The 19,013-nt window shown below is 37.5% G+C and carries 19 protein-coding genes and 1 pseudogene; 10 read left to right on the top strand and 10 right to left on the bottom strand.

Annotation, left to right across the window (positions count from 1 at the left end; all coding sequences use genetic code 11):
- The first annotated feature begins 104 nt into the window (after positions 1-104).
- Positions 105-671, top strand: a complete 567-nt coding sequence (locus GLP24_RS16345; protein WP_269155028.1) for a C40 family peptidase — start codon at positions 105-107, stop codon at positions 669-671.
- 20 nt (positions 672-691) lie between these two features.
- Here GLP24_RS16345 and GLP24_RS16340 read toward each other — a convergent pair whose 3' ends face one another.
- The 7 genes from GLP24_RS16340 to GLP24_RS16310 all read right to left on the bottom strand — a co-directional run bounded on the left by GLP24_RS16340 (position 692) and on the right by GLP24_RS16310 (position 6,698).
- On the bottom strand, positions 692-1,486 hold the full coding sequence (locus GLP24_RS16340) for an ATP adenylyltransferase family protein (RefSeq protein WP_101769816.1): 795 nt from the start codon (positions 1,484-1,486) through the stop codon (positions 692-694).
- 415 nt (positions 1,487-1,901) lie between these two features.
- Positions 1,902-3,062: an amino acid permease gene (locus tag GLP24_RS16335; protein ID WP_232616275.1), complete on the bottom strand. Its 1,161-nt coding sequence runs from the start codon at positions 3,060-3,062 to the stop codon at positions 1,902-1,904.
- A 99-nt stretch (positions 3,063-3,161) separates the two neighbouring features.
- Positions 3,162-3,305, bottom strand: coding sequence for a hypothetical protein (locus tag GLP24_RS16330; protein ID WP_232575443.1), 144 nt, complete (start codon positions 3,303-3,305; stop codon positions 3,162-3,164).
- A gap of 213 nt (positions 3,306-3,518) precedes the next feature.
- Complete coding sequence (locus GLP24_RS16325) at positions 3,519-3,905, bottom strand: DUF805 domain-containing protein (protein ID WP_101769814.1); 387 nt, start codon at positions 3,903-3,905, stop codon at positions 3,519-3,521.
- A gap of 19 nt (positions 3,906-3,924) precedes the next feature.
- Positions 3,925-4,200, bottom strand: coding sequence for a hypothetical protein (locus GLP24_RS16320; protein WP_101769813.1), 276 nt, complete (start codon positions 4,198-4,200; stop codon positions 3,925-3,927).
- Between the two features lie 96 nt (positions 4,201-4,296).
- Positions 4,297-5,520: a NupC/NupG family nucleoside CNT transporter gene (locus GLP24_RS16315; RefSeq protein WP_101769812.1), complete on the bottom strand. Its 1,224-nt coding sequence runs from the start codon at positions 5,518-5,520 to the stop codon at positions 4,297-4,299.
- Positions 5,521-5,783: 263 nt separating this feature from the next.
- A complete protein-coding gene (locus tag GLP24_RS16310) occupies positions 5,784-6,698 on the bottom strand; it encodes a LysR family transcriptional regulator (RefSeq protein WP_101769811.1) in 915 nt (304 codons plus the stop codon).
- 303 nt (positions 6,699-7,001) lie between these two features.
- Between GLP24_RS16310 and GLP24_RS16305 the strand changes: the two genes are divergently transcribed.
- From GLP24_RS16305 to GLP24_RS16270, 8 genes are all read left to right on the top strand, one after another.
- Positions 7,002-7,823, top strand: a complete 822-nt coding sequence (locus tag GLP24_RS16305) for a phosphate ABC transporter substrate-binding protein (protein WP_232616274.1) — start codon at positions 7,002-7,004, stop codon at positions 7,821-7,823.
- A gap of 93 nt (positions 7,824-7,916) precedes the next feature.
- The gene (pstC, locus tag GLP24_RS16300) at positions 7,917-8,828 is read left to right on the top strand and encodes a phosphate ABC transporter permease subunit PstC (protein ID WP_232577759.1); all 912 of its coding nucleotides are present in this window, start codon (positions 7,917-7,919) and stop codon (positions 8,826-8,828) included.
- A gap of 6 nt (positions 8,829-8,834) precedes the next feature.
- The gene (pstA, locus tag GLP24_RS16295) at positions 8,835-9,734 is read left to right on the top strand and encodes a phosphate ABC transporter permease PstA (RefSeq protein WP_045040667.1); all 900 of its coding nucleotides are present in this window, start codon (positions 8,835-8,837) and stop codon (positions 9,732-9,734) included.
- Between the two features lie 17 nt (positions 9,735-9,751).
- Positions 9,752-10,501, top strand: a complete 750-nt coding sequence (gene pstB / locus GLP24_RS16290) for a phosphate ABC transporter ATP-binding protein PstB (RefSeq protein ID WP_232616273.1) — start codon at positions 9,752-9,754, stop codon at positions 10,499-10,501.
- A 200-nt stretch (positions 10,502-10,701) separates the two neighbouring features.
- Complete coding sequence (locus tag GLP24_RS16285) at positions 10,702-11,046, top strand: DUF1971 domain-containing protein (RefSeq protein ID WP_045037919.1); 345 nt, start codon at positions 10,702-10,704, stop codon at positions 11,044-11,046.
- Between the two features lie 140 nt (positions 11,047-11,186).
- Entirely contained in the window at positions 11,187-11,579 is a 393-nt protein-coding gene (locus tag GLP24_RS16280; protein WP_221944947.1) for a hypothetical protein, read from the top strand.
- A 180-nt stretch (positions 11,580-11,759) separates the two neighbouring features.
- Positions 11,760-13,418: a mechanosensitive ion channel family protein gene (locus GLP24_RS16275; RefSeq protein ID WP_232616272.1), complete on the top strand. Its 1,659-nt coding sequence runs from the start codon at positions 11,760-11,762 to the stop codon at positions 13,416-13,418.
- A gap of 354 nt (positions 13,419-13,772) precedes the next feature.
- On the top strand, positions 13,773-14,225 hold the full coding sequence (locus GLP24_RS16270) for an META domain-containing protein (protein WP_232575437.1): 453 nt from the start codon (positions 13,773-13,775) through the stop codon (positions 14,223-14,225).
- A gap of 84 nt (positions 14,226-14,309) precedes the next feature.
- Here the strand turns inward: GLP24_RS16270 and metE are convergent.
- Positions 14,310-16,605, bottom strand: a pseudogene (metE, locus tag GLP24_RS16265) (5-methyltetrahydropteroyltriglutamate--homocysteine S-methyltransferase).
- A gap of 278 nt (positions 16,606-16,883) precedes the next feature.
- Here metE and metR point away from each other — a divergent pair.
- Complete coding sequence (gene metR, locus GLP24_RS16260; protein WP_232616271.1) at positions 16,884-17,795, top strand: HTH-type transcriptional regulator MetR; 912 nt, start codon at positions 16,884-16,886, stop codon at positions 17,793-17,795.
- A gap of 24 nt (positions 17,796-17,819) precedes the next feature.
- Here the strand turns inward: metR and GLP24_RS16255 are convergent, their stop codons facing one another.
- Together GLP24_RS16255 and GLP24_RS16250 are read right to left on the bottom strand one after the other, a co-directional pair.
- Positions 17,820-18,008 carry a DUF4250 domain-containing protein gene (locus GLP24_RS16255; protein ID WP_232616270.1) on the bottom strand — a complete coding sequence of 63 codons (189 nt, stop codon included), beginning with the start codon at positions 18,006-18,008 and terminating at the stop codon, positions 17,820-17,822.
- Positions 18,009-18,174: 166 nt separating this feature from the next.
- On the bottom strand, positions 18,175-18,843 hold the full coding sequence (locus GLP24_RS16250) for a hypothetical protein (RefSeq protein ID WP_232575433.1): 669 nt from the start codon (positions 18,841-18,843) through the stop codon (positions 18,175-18,177).
- Positions 18,844-19,013 lie beyond the last annotated feature (170 nt).

The raw sequence follows: 19,013 nt of genomic DNA, 5'->3' as shown, positions 1-19,013 counted from the left end.
TTAATAAAAATTATAATGCTTAATATCTATTGTAAGCTAAAAATAAACCTTTAGTATTAAACTACTCACACTTAATTAATATCAATATAGAAACAATAAATACCATGAATATATATTTTAAAGCCATATTACCTTTATCTTTATTGTTCGTCGTTGCTTGCGAGTCAAACGTAAATGCATCACCCCAAACAATCAAAGAAATAAGTATATTCCATAAAAAAAACATTCGCCAATCTACTGCAACCAAGACAACAGAAAATCATAAAATGATTTCTTTCGCAAAACAATATCTCGGAACACGTTATGTTTGGGGAGGAATTACACCGAAAGGGTTCGATTGTTCAGGATTTATTCAATACGTATATAAACATTTTGATATTGACATCCCCAGAACAACAGCTAGCTATACCCAACTATTTGATAAATCCATACCATTAAAAAAGGCAAAAGTCGGTGATCTTATTATTTTTACCGGTACAAATTTAAAAATAAGAAAACCCGGTCATGCAGGAATAATTACGGAAGTAAAACCAGGCATACTTAAATTCATTCATAGCTCATCATCTAAAAAACACTTTGGTGTCACTGAAACAAGCTATTACCAAAGCGGCTACCCAAAACGTTTTTTAACCGTAATACAAATGCCAAATCCATCAAAAAGGGAGTCTTAACACTCCCGTCATTGTTATCTTTAAGGTACAACACATTCAGTTAATAACCGTAAACAACCGTACTTTGTTAACCAATCATATTGCTGCTGATCTTTTACTAAAAAACATCCAGAGTAATTCAAAGCATTAGTAAAAATATCACCAATATGATTCGTTAGCCGAGGGATCACTAACATCCAATGCTGAGTTAATAAAATATTATAAGGTAAACATTCTATAGGCTCGTTAATATTTAACGTCACTTTTTTAGGTGTCAGTCCTAGATCATGCATTGCAGCCAAATAGCAAAAATAGGTCTTTTCACTGTTGATACGATCAAAAGTAAATAATTTATGCCTAAACGGTAGCTTGCCCGATAAAATCATATTCTCTAACGGCATTACGGTTTTTATTAACTGCATATGTCGATGACGTTGGCTCGCACCCGCCTCTGATGCTGAGTTAAAAAAACCAAGGACATTGGGATAAGTAACACCCTGAATCCAAGCTGAAAAATCATAAAGATCAAGTAAAGATGATTGCTTAACAAATTCTTTGCTACAAATCAGCAAATGAGGCTCACCAACTGGATACTTATTTAATAGACACACATGCTCATGACCTACAGTATCAACAAACATTTGTTCATCATAAGGCAAGAATGGATTACTTTGTGTCAGTCCTTGTTGCATTTTTTTAGTAAAATTATCATTCATGATCTTAATAAAAAAATCAATTCCCTGCTCAGAAACAACTGAGCTCATGGTCGCAATAGGCAGCAATACTTGTGCTTCTCTTGCATTTTTAGCAACTGTTAAAGCTTTATCCCATAGCATCTACAAATACCTGCAACCATTCTAATCATTAGAAAATAGAACAACACTAATCACTCACCTAATAAAAAAACAGTAAGATTAGATCCCAAGGATACCTTGTGTAATTTAAAGTTTACACTTTTAGAAAAAAAGCACTCTAACGAAAAATGGTTAGAGGATAGCCCTCATTGAGGAAAGTTTGTATTATCATTCCTACAAAGTTTATTCGTTACTTGCGATAATAATTCGTACTCCAAAGTAACCGATATACTTAAATGATTAAACTTTATACTGGTCATATAAAGGGCTTTAAAGGGTATTCCAGATCGGTCAATCGGCTACCCTACTCCTTTTTAAATAGGTTTAATCCTTTGTTTTAAAAACAAAAAACGCCCACAGATAAGATAATGAGCGTTTCATGTCTACTACTCACTTACTAAATAAGCTGAGCACCAACTAAAAAACAACCAAAGAATAAACTCATTAACATTGCCAATGATCCCCCTGCAACTTGATAATCAGTACTCGGTACTTTTTGAACTGATTTTCTTATGTTGTGAATCATCAACATCGGTATAAATACAGCAATAAATACTAAAATCAGACCAGCATAATTTAACACCGCTAAAAACTGATTTGCGGCAAATATAGCCCCAAGCAAAGGTAAGATAAACGTTAAAACATAAGTTACAGCACGATTCTGTCTGAACAAATCAACATTCTGATCAAACAACGACATAGCCACACCTAAAAATGAAGTTAATAATGCTAAGCCAGTAAATACAGACAAAATGATATGTATACCAGAGAATCGAGCACTCAATGCATCAATCAATACAGAGACATTATCAAACTTAATCAATTGCTCTGCTGATAAACTCCCAACAACAGCATACAACCACAACAGATAGCAGCTTAATGGAATTAATGAGCCTAATAACACCATATTTCTTAATTGCTTATGGCTTGCTTTATCATTATATGAAACTAATGATGGAATAACAGGGAAGAAACCAAAACTGGTAAACAATACCGCACTGGTTTTAATTAAATCAATATTGCTATTATTACTGGCTTCAAAAAAGTGATTAAAACTCATACCGGGTATCAAAGCGCATAATGTAATAATTAATACGACAATCATGATTAAAAATAGAACACGATTAAGCTTATCAACCACCCCCGTACCAGCGGCAACAATACAACCGGCTAACACCGTAAAGATGATCTGACTTTGTATTAATGACAATTGCAGGCCAAAACCTGTGGTTAATTTTTGTAATAAATCACCAGCACCAATAATGTAAGCCATTAATAAACAAACAAGTAAAGCATAAAGTAATCCATTGGTAATTAATTGCCCGCCTTTACCTAACGTTTTTCGTGCGATGGTATTCATGCCTAAACCACCACCAACTTTAATACTTGCTTCTAGTAATAATAAAGCAGCATAAGTCGTGCCACTCCAAATAAGTAGCATCAATAAAGAGCCGGATAATAAACCGAATTGTGCTAATACCATAGGTATGGCAAGCATGCCTGCGCCTAACGCTGTGCCCGCAATAATCAGCGAACTTCCTAATAATTTAGTATTCATATTTTTCTCTTTTCTTATTGTTAGATATAACAATCCATATATCTGAAATCAGATACATTAGTAATATCATGTGATTTTTTAACGAATAAAAAAGTGCGGTTACAGAGAACCGTTACTAAATCGGAAGCTAAAATAAGAGACAGAAGAGAAAACCATTACAGTGCATCTCGCATCAGAAAAGAAACCATGCGATGCCAGTGATGAGGGGGATTGATAGTGTTTATATTGGTGTTGTTGCGTCATTATCGTACTCCTAAACGATGAAACTCAATTTATTAGCAATATTCGGTCAGAATATAAATACTGTTTCGGTCAAAACAGTTTAGTTAGCTAATAACATCATACTAAAGCACATTGTTCAGGAATGGAATGAATGATTCTATTTCTGTTTCTATTCAATAAAAAAACCCAATCCGAAGACTGGGTCATGTTCATTTAATAAAGATAGCAACGAATTTAAACGCTTAGTGTCGAATTATCATTCTGTTTTGGATTACGACCAAAACGGTTGCTGCCTTCGGTACTGTTTTGTACCATAAAATAAAGCAGCACTAAAATGCCAACAATTGGTATTAACATAATTAATGCCCACCAACCGGTACGATCTTGATCATGCAATCGACGAACGGTTACAGCAACGGTAGGAATAAAGGCAAAAGCTGCATATAACGCACCTAACACACCATAACCTTCCATTACAGTTGGTAACTGCAATGTTGTATCAACAAGACTACAAGCTAGACTTATACATGCGTTAATTAAAGTAAAAAACCAAAATTCTTTTCGACGTGAACGCCCTTGAAATTGGGCATATTTACGAATAACGGCAAAATACCAATTCATTCTATCTTCCTTGTGAATATTAACAACGCTTGATGCGGACAACTTTCATTATTTCAAATTCTAAACCTGCCACAATCATTGAATCAACATAATAGGTCATATTTACTTTTGCACCAGTAAGTGTCCTATATCTTGCTTTACGTTTAAACTTAAAAGGCACGTTATAGCCGTCAATCATCAATGAATGCTGTATCCACTCGCCATCATCTCGCTGCGTGTGTGAATATACTGTTAGCCCTTCACTATGAATCAATTGTTCATGTTTAGCTATGAGTTTATCACTGTCAGATTTCATTGATTATTTTCCCACTATCAGTACGTTATCTTCGAAACAAAAACAGAGAGCCAAGCTCTCTGTTTATTTTAATTTTATAATGGGAATATACTACTCTTAAACAGGAAGAAATAAACCTGCAAGTGTTGCACTCATTAAATTAGCGAGAGTTGCTGCGAAAATAGCCTTCATACCTAAACGTGCAATTTCAGGACGACGTTTCGGCACAATGCCACCTAATCCCCCCATCAACATTGCAATAGACGTTAAATTTGCAAAACCGCATAAGGCAAACGTTACAATAGCTTGTGAGTGCTCACTTAGTTTAGCTAACGTTTCAGGTTTCATTAATTCTGCAAATGCAATAAATTCATTTACTGCAATTTTAGTACCAATAAGACTGGCAGCCGTCGTTGCTTCTGACCAAGGCACACCAATTAGCCAAGCAACAGGCGCAAACAGGTAACCAAAAATCAAATTTAAACTAAGATCATTAATTCCAATCCAATGACCAATATGACCTAAGCCACCATTCACCATCGCAATTAAGCTAATAACAGCCAATAAACTTGCACCAACCGCCATCGCAATTTGTAAGCCACTTAATGCACCACGAGAAGCCGCATCAACTAAGTTAACAGGTTCATCTTCTTCGCCGTCATCTTCGTCTTCCATGCTGTGTACGCCTTCGGTTTGCGGCACAACCAGTTTTGCCATCATCAACCCTGCGGGAGCTGACATGAAGCTTGCTGCAATAAGATACTTTAATTGCACCCCTAGACCAGCGTAACCGACCATGGTACCACCAGCAACAGAAGCTAAGCCGCCAACCATTACGGCAAATAATTCAGAACGAGTCATTCGAGCAAGAAATGGGCGTACAACCAATGGTGCTTCTACAGAACCAACAAAGATATTCGCGGTTGCAGACATTGATTCAGTGCGTGTAGTACCTAATAAGCGCTGTAATAAGCCACCAATACCACGAATCACCCACTTCATTATGCCAACATAATATAATACGGAAATTAATGCAGAGAAGAAGACAATAGAAGGTAATACATTAACCGCAAAAATAAAGCCCAGTTTAAATTGAGCTAGCTGACCAAATAAGAACGACGTACCTTCATGGCCATATTCAATAACCCCAGATACTGCACCAGACACACTATTTAAGACTACGCGACCAACTGGCACATAAAGAATAAAAGCAGCAAATAAAACCTGAATGCAAAAAGCACCAAGCACACTGCGCCAGTTCACTGCAGATCGGTTTTCAGAAAATAAAAAACCCACCACAAAAATAACAAATATACCGAGTATGCCGATGAGATAATGCAAAATTATTCCCCAATGTTTGGTGTAGTAAACGATTGCGGAGAGAGTGTATTCATAAAAAAAAGTGTGACAAGGATCAAATTGTTACTGCAAATAACAGTAATCTAACAAAACACCGTTAAATTGCATTATTTTCAACCTAAGCAAACGAAAATCGTCGCATTAGTTCCCCTGAGGGATACTATTACCTCTAATAATTACAATTTGAAACAATTTTTCATTCTTTTTAGCCAACCGTTTGCGTGAGATCGCTGCTTTTTACATCATTACCATTTACAGAGAATATTACCCATATCTATATGACGACGAATAAATGCAATAAACAGATTCACTTTATTGGGTAAAAATTTATGTCTTGGATAGACCGCATAGAGCGGCATATGTTGGGTTAATTGCCAATCTGGCATCAGTCGAATTAACTTACCTTGACGGATCTCATCAGTTAATAAATACGTTGCTAAATAGCCAATACCATTACCCGCAATCGTTGCATCACGAACCGCATCCGCAGAATCGACCCGATAATTACCTGTCACTTTAATATCCTGATTTTTATTTTGCTGACTAAAACTCCAAACATTATCTTTACGTTCACGACTAAAATAAATAATACAATTATGTTCCGTTAGGTCACTTGGTTGATAAGGCACACCATGGGTTGCTAAATATTCAGGACTTGCCACCAGCACAAAATCACAATTACTCAAATGACGAGCCACAAAGCCTTCTGGTGGTGAGTCCATAAATCCAATCCAAAGATCAAGCTGTTCCGCAATTAAATCAACTCGATGATCAAACAAACTCAATTCTAAATTGATTAATGGATGCTGAGCATGAAACTCATTGATATAAGGCGCAACATGATTAGAAGCAAAAGATTGTGCGATACCAACGCGTAGTAAACCTTGAGAGTTATCTTCACTCCCTAATAACTCACTTTCTGCTTCATTTATTTCTTCCGCTACTTTTTCACAGTGCTTAGCAAATAAACGCCCTGCCTCGGTTAATGCAAATGATCGCGTTGTGCGTTGCACCAATTGCACCCCCAATCGCTGTTCTAATTGTTGAATCAATTTACTTACTTGAGTGCGTGAAATATCAAGTAACTGCGCGGCTTTAGTAAAGCTTTGTTGTTTAGTAAGAGCATTGAAAACAATCATTTGCTGTGCTTTTTTTAACATCTACAACCTTTATATCTAATAAAAAATCATAATAACTCAAATACGTTAATACTGGTGTTACCGTAAATACTATTTCTAGTTGATAGTATATGTTATCTCGTTATTTACTGAATATTGATTCCTTCTTTTCATCAGAAATAACATACAACAACCAAACAACGTGTTACATACTTTTCCGTGTTTCATTACAACATTCATAGAGTGTTCAAACTTCTGAAACATTATTGTCATATAACTTTTTTAATCTTTGTTCTGTTCATTCAAACCTATTGGCGTTTTACCCAACAAGAAAGGATTAGGAAAATGAAAACAAAGATTATCAGCGCAATTGTTGTTGTCAGTTCATTTGCTGTTAGTTCTACGGCGTTTGCTGGCGAGACTATCTCTGTTGTAGGTTCTAGCTCCGTTTCGCCCCTCATGGAAGTATTGGGTGAGACGTATGCAAAATCTAACGATGTCACTGTAGAAGTTCAAGGGCCAGGATCATCAGCAGGTATTCGCGTTGCTCACGATGGCTCTGCTGATCTAGGCATGTCATCTCGCAGTTTAAAAACCGCAGAAGAATCACCACAAATAAAAGAAGTCGTGATCGCTCGTGATGGCATCGCCGTTGTGGTTAACAACAGCAACCCTATAACCGATTTAACTAAAGAACAAATTGCTGAAATCTACAAAGGTAACGTAACAAACTGGAATCAAGTCGGTGGTGAAGATAAGCCGATTGTTGTTGCTACCCGTGATACAGCTTCTGGCACCCGCGGTGCATTTGAAGACATCATGTCACTAAAGAAAAAAATTAACGATATTAAAGTCTCTGCAATTTCTCAAAAAGCACAAGTTGCTAGTGGTAATGGTCAGCTAAAAACCACGGTTGCTAATAACCCTTTTGCTATCGGCTATATTTCACTGGGTTCAGTTGATAATACCGTTAAGGCACTAACAATTGACGGGCATAAACCATCAATCGCTGCAATTAAAGCCGGTGACTACAGTGTTCAACGTCCATTTATTGTGGTTTACAAAGAGGGTCGTCCATCAAATGAAGCATTGGATTTCTTAACATGGGTTCAATCACCAACCGCGCAAAAAATTGTTGCAGATAAAGGCTTTATCTCAATTAACTAATTTTTATTTTAGCGCTCAACTTAATTTAAAGTTGGGCGTTTTTGACTTCTCAGAAATAGGCTACTCATTGGTATCCTTTCTGGAGTGTAGATTATGACCATCGCAAATATTGAAAAATCGACTCAGGATATACCGCGGCTAAAGTCAAAAAAACGTATCGACTGGCGGGAAATGTTTTTTAAATACCTTTTTATGCTTAGTGCAGCAATCGGTATTTTATCCCTCGTTACTATTGGCTACTTTATTTTCCGTGAAGGTTATGCTGCTTTTGCTTACTCTGGCGTTACAGGCATTATACTAGGTACAGATTGGTTACCCCCCGCACTCTACGGTATTGCACCAATGATTGTTGCGTCACTTGTTTCAACAGCAGGCGCAGTTATGATCGGTGTACCCATTGGAGTACTAACAGCAATCTTTATTGCAGAAATTGCACCAAGACCACTAGCGAATTTAATTCGTCCAATGATTGAACTACTTGCGGGTATTCCATCGGTTGTTTATGGCTTTTTTGGATTGGTTATTATTGTACCGCTTATTCAAGACATCTTTAATGTACCCGCGGGTAACACTATTCTTGCAGGGATCATTGTACTTGCTGTAATGATCCTTCCAACCGTCATTACTATCTCTGAAACCTCAATCCGTGCCGTACCTCGCGCCTATAAAGAAGGGTCTTTAGCACTTGGGGCTTCATCAATATTTACTATTTTTAAACTGATCGTTCCGGCTGCTCGCTCCGGCATTATGACTGGGGTTATTTTAGGCGTAGCACGTGCACTTGGCGAAACGATGGCAATTATCATGGTAATGGGTAACTCCCCTGCTATGCCTGAAGGTTTACTCGAATCAGCACGAACGCTAACCGCCAACATCGCGATTGAAATGTCTTACGCAACCGGTATTCACGCCAGCGCACTGTATGCGACAGGCATTGTGCTGTTAGTGTTTATTATGACCCTAAACGGTGCGCTTCTTTACCTAAACCGTGAGCGAGCGAGGTAATTCACAATGAATAATAGTCATACATTATCAACTCAAACGAGTCGATTAGAAAATGCGAATCCAGCAGCACAAAAACTAAAAGACCGCTTATCACTCGCTCTTATCTGGTTATCCGCGGGGGTTACGGTTGGCTTTTTATTATGGGTTATGTGGTACATCCTCAGTAATGGCCTCTCTCATGTCGATTGGTCTTTTATTAGCTCAAACTACACCACCATCGGTAAAGAATCTGGCATTTGGCCAATGATTGTTTCGACACTCTATATGGTACTCGCATCAATTTCTGTTGCGGCACCATTAGGGATCATGACCGCGATTTATCTTACTGAATATGCAAAAGTAGGTAGCCGTTTAGTTAAAGTTATTCGTTTTTGTACTGAATCTTTAGCGGGTATTCCCTCTATTATTTATGGCCTTTTCGGTATGACCTTTTTTGTGGTTATTCTTGGTTTCGGCTATTCAATTTTATCCGGTGCATTAACGTTAAGTATTTTGATTCTTCCTGTGATTATTCGTACCACTGAAGAAGCATTAATGGCCGTACCACAAACTTACCGTGAAGGTTCATACGGTTTGGGTGCATCTAAAATTTATACTATTTGGCGACTCATTCTTCCTAGTGCAATGCCAGGAATTGTAACCGCTATTATCCTCAGCGTCGGTCGTGTTATTGGTGAATCTGCACCGGTATTTATGACAGCAGGCATGGTGGCGCGTATTCCAGAGAGTGTGTTTGACTCAGGACGTACACTTACTGTTCACCTGTACAAGCTAACGCAAGAACTCTACACCGTACATGAATGGAACCAAGCTTATGGTACCGCGACCGTGCTCATTATTGTTGTTCTTGTTATTAACCTAATTACTAAGCTTATCGCTAGCCGTTTTAATACTGCGACTTACTAAATTCTGAGGATATAAACATGAACAAATTTAATATTGAAAATCTGGATCTTTTTTACGGTCAAAACCAAGCATTAAAGAAAATCAATTTACCGATCCCTAACCGCCAAGTTACCGCTTTTATTGGACCATCAGGCTGTGGTAAATCAACCTTGTTACGTTGTCTAAATCGTATGAACGACTTAATTGAAGGCGTAACCATTAAAGGTTTATTAACCATTGATGATGAAAATGTCTATGGCAATATCGACGTCGCTCAATTACGCATTAAAGTGGGAATGGTATTTCAAAAACCAAATCCATTTCCGATGAGTATCTATGAAAATGTTGCTTATGGTTTACGAGCCCAAGGCGTAAAAGATAAAAAAACCTTAGACACTATCGTTGAGCAATCACTCCGTGGCGCAGCATTATGGGACGAAGTCAAAGATCGCTTAAAATCTCATGCCTTTGGTCTTTCTGGTGGTCAGCAGCAACGCTTATGTATTGCTCGTACTATTGCGATGAAACCTGAAGTGATATTAATGGATGAACCAACATCAGCCCTTGATCCGATTGCGACTAAAAAAATTGAAGATTTAATGGAAATCCTTAAAAAAGAATTTACGATTGTAATTGTTACCCACTCAATGCAACAAGCCCGCCGTATATCAGATCGCACCGCATTCTTCTTAATGGGTGAATTAGTTGAACATAATGAAACACAAAATATCTTTAATAACCCAACAGACGATCGTACTCGTGGTTATGTCAACGGTGATTTTGGTTAAAACAAGATGCAACGAATAATAATAGCGATGGTACAACTTGCCTCTTCTTTATGAAGGGGCTTTTTTATTTAACACTAAAAATATTAGTTAAAAAACAAGCATTACCACAACAAAAATAAAACCATTGCAACCTCAATTATAAAGATGTATTTTATAGTCATGTTTTATAAAGCTACTATCATAAATCAAAGGAAATTCTCATGACAGCCATTCCAAGTGATTATGTTAATTATAAATCCACACCTATTTTCACACCTGAAAATATTCCAAAAATGTTTCTTCATCTGCATAACACCCGTGCAGGTGTCTATGGCAAAATATCTGTATTACAAGGTCAGTTAAAATTCTACGGTTTTAAAGATCGACGTGGTGATATTGAACAAGAAATTATTATAAAAGCAGGTAGTACCGCAATTAGTCCACCGCAATATTGGCATAAAGTAGAATTTTTAACAGAAGACACACAATTCCAAGTACTTTTTTACGCACAAGAAAACAGCCAAATTGTACGCGATAACCTTAATGAACGTACAGTTCAAGAATAATGACGCTATAGCACAGGCTTACGATTATCATCACTTAAATGTGAAATTAACCTTATAATGACAGTAGCTTAAAAATTATAAGCTAATCTTATCTATACAGGCCAATCACTCATAAGTGATGTATATAATAAGGTGTAAGAATGTGCTATAAACAACCGATTAATCAAGTTACAACGTGGATAAATGTACTTACATCAACCAATGTTCCGATAAAATCAGTTGCGCTGTTAATTAATAATTCACCAGTGCAAAATTTATTTATTGAACAATTTAATCTACTTAATATTAAAACCTATCAATTAATAAAAAAGGCAGATCCAGACCTTTTTATCAATCAGATCCTTAATAGTGACTGTAATATTCTTCTCGTCGATAAGTCTAGCTATCCGCTATTACGACAATTAATACCCTCTTATGCACAACACGATATTTTTATTGTTCTTATACAAGAACCTTGGATGCCAGATTGGACATGGACTTTCACTCAATGTCATTTTTTATGTCAATCAGACCTTCCATCAATGATCGCCTAAATCTATTTAGTAATGATAAAGACATTTTTCTATATATATTTGAATATCTATAGCCGTAAGCGTCGATTTAGCTATAATCTGCAGACATTTGTCTAATGACAATAAATAACTTGTTATCAATAATGCAATATATATTGGTAATATCATGTTTCCTTATCACCAGCAGGAGTTTACCGCAACATGCGCTTACTGGTATTAATGCTTATCTTCGTTTCTACACTAAGTTTTGCTAACACAAAACCACAGCCGACACCCCCTCAAGAAATTAATGTTGAATATCAACAGCTTCAAAAACTCAATCTTGAACTAAACACATTAGCAAAAGAAGCAACATCAACAACTGGTTCATCACTTGATGTAGTGCGTTTACAATTACTCAATAAAAACAAAGAATTAAGACAAACACTAACTGATTTAATTGACGATAAACAAGCGGATAAAAAGCTACTACTAAAACAAGTAGAACAACAAATAAAGTTTGCAGCCGAAGCTGAAAAATTTTTACAAACTAAAGTTGAACGCGATCAAAAAGATCTCGATAAAGCAAAAGATACGGATAAATTAGTCGCATTAAAAGCCCTAACTGAAAGCCGTGATTTTATCATTCTCGTTCTTAATGATGAATGGGAAAATTACCAATGGATGGAGCATTTAGGTAAACCACAACCTAATTCGGTTAAAGCACTCAAAAAGAATATTGAACATCGTCTTGATTTCATGTCTGCATCATTAACTTTTGGTAGCCAAGCACTAGAGTTAAACGATAAACAAATAAAATCAGCGACGGGTGATGAATTAAAAACATTACAAGTTACCCAAATTTTATCGCAGCGCCAAGTCAGTAGTGACACTAAAAACTTAACAGATTTAGTTAAACTTGCTGACGGCATGGGACTAGATACAGCCGAATACAAACGGTTGTTATTTGAACAAACAGGTAATGTCACTGATGACTTACTAAATAGTAAAGTTATGTGGTCAATCGTTACATCATGGACAACTGATTTTAGTTCATGGTTGTTTGAAAATTTACCGCAAATGATATTTAAAGTTATTATTTTTGTTTTTATTATCTTTGTATTCAAAACATTAAAGAATATTATTCGTAAAATGGTAACACGTGCAGTATCGACAAAAAATTTAAAAATGTCGATATTAATACAAGAATTCTTTATTTCAATGTCGGGTAAAATTGTATTTGCGATTGGTATTTTAATCGCACTATCACAAGTAGGTTTAAACCTCGCACCAATCCTTACTGGTTTTGGTGTTGCCGGTATTATCGTTGGTTTCGCATTACAAGATACATTATCTAATTTTGCATCAGGAATGATGCTATTGATCTACCGTCCATTTGATGTCGGTGATTTAGTAGAAGCAGGTAGTATCACAGGTAAAGTGAGCCACATGAGTTTAGTAAATACCACAATCAAAACATTCAGTAACGAAATTATTATCGTACCCAACAGCAAAATTTGGGGTGATATAATTAAAAACGTAACACATGAAAAAGTACGTCGTATCGATATGATTTTCGGTATTGGTTACAGTGATGATATCGAAAAAACAGAGCGTGTTTTGCAAGATATCGTTGAATCTCATCCTTCTGTTTTACGTAGCCCTGAACCAACCATCAAGTTACATACATTAAATTCATCATCCGTGGATTTCATTGTTCGTCCTTGGGTTAAGACTGATGATTATTGGGATGTATATTGGGACATTACTCGCGAAGTAAAAATGCGATTTGATCGTGAAGGCATCTCGATTCCGTTCCCACAACAAGATGTGCATTTGCATATGGTTGAAAAAGCCATTGAATCAAAAATAGCGTCATAATAAACAAGGCTATGTCTCTCAAAGGGTAAGTCTCACTTACCCTTTTATTTTTTTCAAAAAACGAATAAAACACGCCCTTTGCTTATTCACCCATTTTTCACATAGATGTCACTAAACATGTCACAAATATACCTTTAGTAACAAATAAACCCGCGAGATTACCTAATAAATAGGTATAATCCTTATGAGCAAGTATTGAAGTAAACGCGTTTTTTATTCAATATTCCCATAATTAGCATGGCGTTAACGAACATGCCTTAAAAAGAAATGACAGTTATTTTGTCAAGCAAACCGCCACATATTGTGTTTGCTCTTTTGCTCACTCATCAACATTACTGTTCAGGAATAACTATAATGAAAAAGCGTCTATTAGCTGCACTGGTACTCCCTATGATGTTAGCTGCATGCTCTACAACAGGTATTACAAAAACACCACAACCAGTAACAAGCAATGAGCTTGCTAATGGTAACTGGTCTTTAGTGCAGATTGATAATCAGGATCTTACTCAACCGGAAGCCGCTCAAGCACCCACTTTAACACTAGCTGCAGATCTTGCTGCTAATGGCCATGCTGGTTGTAACCGTTACTTTGGTCAGGCTGAAGTAAAAGACGGTCAATTCCGTATTGAAAAAATGGGAATGACGATGATGTTATGCCCAGACAGTGAAATGAAAGTTGAACAAACGTTTACACAATCACTTTCTGATTGGAGTAAAGTTAACATTTCAGGTGATACCATGACGATGACTAACGCAAAGCATACATTAACGTTTGCTCGTGATGTTGCAGCAACAACAGCAAAATAATCGCCTCTCAATAAAAATAAGAGCTGTTTACACACTTTCGATAATAAAGAAATCTGCGTAAACGGCTTTTTTATTATTCACAGATTATGCAGCACTGACCTTGTGATATTTTTCACGCAGAATATGTGCCGCAGTCACCATATTGGTTAAGGCGGCTTCAGTTTCCGTCCAATTCCGCGTTTTTAAACCACAATCAGGATTGATCCATAAACGCTCAATCGGAATTAATGTCGCGGCTTTATCAATTAATGCCGTTATCGTATCGACGTCTGGAATATTAGGCGAATGAATATCATACACGCCAGGACCAATTTCATTAGGGTAAGCAAACGCTTCAAACGCCTTGAGTAAGTCCATATCTGAACGTGATGTTTCAATCGTTATCACATCAGCATCTAACGCTGCAACAGACGCAATAATCTGGTTAAACTCGCTATAACACATATGAGTATGAATTTGTGTTTGTGGTGCAGCCCCTGCGGCTGAGATCTTAAACGCCTTGACTGCCCAATCGAGATACTCTTGCCATTGACTTTGTTTTAGCGGTAACCCTTCTCTTATTGCTGGCTCATCAATTTGAATAATTTTAATTCCAGCGGCCTGTAAATCAGTAACTTCATCCCGTAACGCTAAAGCAATTTGATTTGCTATCGCCTCTCGTGATAAATCTTCACGCGCAAACGTCCAACCTAATATCGTTACAGGGCCAGTTAGCATACCTTTCACCAGTTGAGTCGTTAATGATTGGGCATAGCGGATCCATTCAACGGTCATTGGCTGGGCGCGATAAATATCCGACACAATAATTGCAGGTTTTACACAACGCGAGCCATAGCTTTGCACCCATCCATATTGCGTCACTACAAAGCCCTCTAGTTGCTCTGCAAAATACTCCACCATATCATTGCGTTCGGCTTCACCATGAACGAGAACATCAAGCCCTAAACGATGCTGGCGAGTAATTGCCTCTTGAATATGTGTTCGTAGCGCTTGATTATAATCAGACTCAGTGAGACGCCCTGCTTTAAAATCACTACGTTGACTACGAATCGTCGTTGTTTGCGGAAATGAACCTATGGTAGTAGTCGGTAATAATGGCAACTGTAACGCGTGTTGCTGTTGAATCGCCCGTTCAGAATAAGGAAGATCGCGTTCAGCCCATTGAGGCCTAATTGCCGCTGTCCGTTGTTGTACTTGCAGATTATTCACTCGCTCACAGCTCAGCCGATCTTTTATGCTAGCGCTATAAGCTGCACATTCGGCAATCGCATTCTGATCACCATCAAGCGCTTGGGCTAATAACGTAATTTCACCACATTTTTGTTTCGCAAAAGCGAGCCATTGACGAACATCGGCATCGAGATCTGTTTCACTATCGACATCTAGCGGGCTATGTAATAACGAGCAAGAGCTTGCCAGCCATAAATTCGCTCCCAATTGTTGTTTAATTGGTTGTAAACACGTTAGCCATTCAGCTAGATCAGCTCGCCACACATTACGCCCAATGATCAGGAATCGCCTCAGTTACAGCGGCTAATTGTGCAGGTGCTGCTGATAAATCGATATGCAAACCATCAACACTGAGCTGCGAAATTACAGCTAATTGGTGACTAATATCATCAAAATACGTGGTCAGTAATAATTTAGGCCCACCGTGTAACACTTGATAAGCCAATTTAAAACTCGCGGCCCACTCTCGCGGCAATTCAAGGGCGAGTGCTGGTTCATCAATCTGTACCCACTCGACACCTAATGCCGCTAATTTAGTCAATATTTGCTGATAGGCCGTCAACAATCGTGGCAGTAATGTTAAGCGATCGAACCCTTGTTGTTTTTCTTTTCCTAGCCATAAATAAGACACAGGACCTAATAATACGGGTTTGACATTATGACCCGCTTTTTTTGCCTCAGCGACTTCTTCAAACAACTGTTGCCAACTAACATTAAAGCTATCTTCCGCCGTAAATTCAGGCACGATATAATGATAGTTAGTGTTAAACCATTTCGTCATATCAGCGGCAGCACAGGTGCATCCTGTTGGTGCTTTGCCACGTGCAACACTGAACAACGTATCTAAATCAGGAAAACCTTGTTGATGGCGTGTTGGAATATGTCCAAGCAACATGCTGGTTCCTAATACATGGTCATACCAAGCAAAATCCCCAACCGCAACATAATCAAGTCCGGCTTTAATTTGATCATTCCAATGACGATGACGTAAGTCTTTTCCAACCTGTTTCAGTTGTGCTTGATCACTCTCACCACGCCAATAACGCTCTTGAGCAAACTTTAATTCACGCTGACTTCCAACCCGTGGATAGCCAAGTATATGAGTGACTATTTTTGCTGCTGTGGTCGTTTCATTTGATGCTATTGTCATTGTTATACCCCTATAATTCAATATTTTATCAACCATAAAACCATATAAAAACAATGGCTAAGATGACGTCGATTGATTAACACAGTGACGGACAACAACACTGACAACAAGGTGATTTATCTCATAATGATCATGAATTTATTTCACATTGGAATACTGGTAATTCATCTAATTAACCATTAAAGTGGACATTTAGACGTCTAGATGTTTACAGCCACCAATTAACAGCGTAGATTAAAAAACAATCAATTTATGTCGCAAAGATCCAAGGATGGAACATGATTGAACTTAAACATCTAAAAACATTAACGGTATTAAGAACAACGGGCTCACTCACCGCAACAGCCAATAATTTATGCCTAACGCAATCAGCGCTCTCTCATCAATTAAAAGATCTTGAACAACGTTTAGGTAACCCACTTTTTTTACGCAAAACACGCCCTGTACGCTTTACAGCAGAAGGAAAAGTACTATTGGCTTTAGCGGATAACGTTTTACCTACAATACAAGCAGCAGAACAAGAATTAGTTAGCTGTAGACATCAAACAGCCGGTCGATTACAGATAGCAATTGAGTGCCATTCTTGTTTTCAATGGCTAATGCCAGCATTAAAACAATACCAAGTCTTGTGGCCAGATGTGGATATTGATTTTTCATCAGGGTTTAGTTTTGAGCCAATCCCAGCCCTTGCAAAAGGCGAATTAGATTTAGTCATCACATCCGATATTCAACCTCGTCATGAAATTCATTATGAGCCACTGTTTGATTTTGAAATGTGTTTAATCGTTGCGCCACAATCAGCATTAGCTTTTAAATCACATATTGTGGCGGCTGATCTTGCAGATCAAACCCTACTCAGTTATCCCATTCAGCGTAACCGACTAGATATAGTTAAACACTTTCTACAACCCGCAGGCATTGAGCCATTAGCATGGAAACAAGCAGATAATAGTTTAATGTTAATTCAGATGGTGTCAGCAGGAATGGGAGTCGCGGCGTTACCGAATTGGGCGGTTGATAATTTTGTGCATCAAGGATTAATTGTTAGTAAACCATTAGGTAAGGGATTATGGCGGCGTTTATTTGCAGGGGTACGGGCTTCAGAACAAAAACATCATTATTTAGAGGCTTTTTTTGCAACGGCGAAACAACAATGTCAGCAACATTTACAAGGCATTAAAACGGTTTAACACCTTGTATAATGCCATCGCTATTTACTTAAACTGATTATTCAACGGATCATAGTGATAACCCTGTTTGGCCATTTTTTCAGAAAGCTCGGCCTCACTTAATTCATAACGAGATGCTAATTCTGCCATTGAATGACACTCTAATCGTAAACGCTCATTAACGATACCAATCACAATATGGGTATCCATACCAAGTAAATTATTGATTTCCATTCTTCCCCCTTACCACTTTGTTGTGGCTTAATGATCACAACTCACATTGCACCTATTTATTAAGGATAGACGATATGTGATCCTTTCTTCTTTTCGTAAAAAATAAATATAAAAAAAGCCCTTATCTCTACCAAGATAAAGGCTCATAACACTGATAATTTAAGTATTAGAATAACGTTAATTGCATTACCGCAGAAAATGTAAGTAGCGCAGCCGCCACTAATAACTGCCATTTATTGATCGTTTTATTTAATAATATATGCCCTGTCCACACCAGCATCGCTACCACTAAACACAATAATGAAATAACAATTTCAACGGTATAAGGTGCTGTTGCAGCCTCTCCCATAAAAATCACTTTCCAAACTAAGAGTAATACCGAAACAATAGCACTGATAAAACCAACAAACGGCAATATACGGTGGAAAGCCTGTAAACGCGTACGTGAGAACGTCAATAAAACATGAGCCAGTAAACTGCCATATAAAGCTATCGCCACTAAACTCAGCAATACTTCAGGCATATCCATCATCGGAAATAATAAAATCCAACTAATAAATCCCAGTAAATTAGATCCATAAAGTACTTTTAATGGTCCTGAATCTCGCGTTTTACTGGTTTTCACTTTGACGGTAAAGAATAACAAACTCAATAAAGGCAATACAGCCCATGCTTGGCTAATGGCAGCGAGTAGCCAACCGACAAGCAATACTGGCAACATTTTATGCACTCGCCCTCGTTGGCCAGGGCAGATCTCCCCTTTGGTGAGTACTAACGTAAGAATACATTGCGCACCAAGCAGTGCTGGAATTAAAAATGCGAGATAGCCGATCATAATAAGCATCAATTAAAAATAAAAGGAGCACAATTATACTCAAGTCACAGCAAGATGCGAATGAGGGACTTCTATTAACAATTATCCACAATTCATTGACAGCCATTGGCTTTATATTATCCAAACAACACTTCAATGAACAAAAAGGAACGCGAAAAATGTTCGTTCGC

Origin of the sequence: Photobacterium carnosum (genome assembly GCF_021236965.1) — a bacterium.
In the GTDB taxonomy this organism is placed as follows: Bacteria; Pseudomonadota; Gammaproteobacteria; order Enterobacterales; family Vibrionaceae; genus Photobacterium; species Photobacterium carnosum.
Note: the sequence above shows the minus strand (reverse complement) of the source record. Positions and strands in the feature narration are given on the sequence as shown.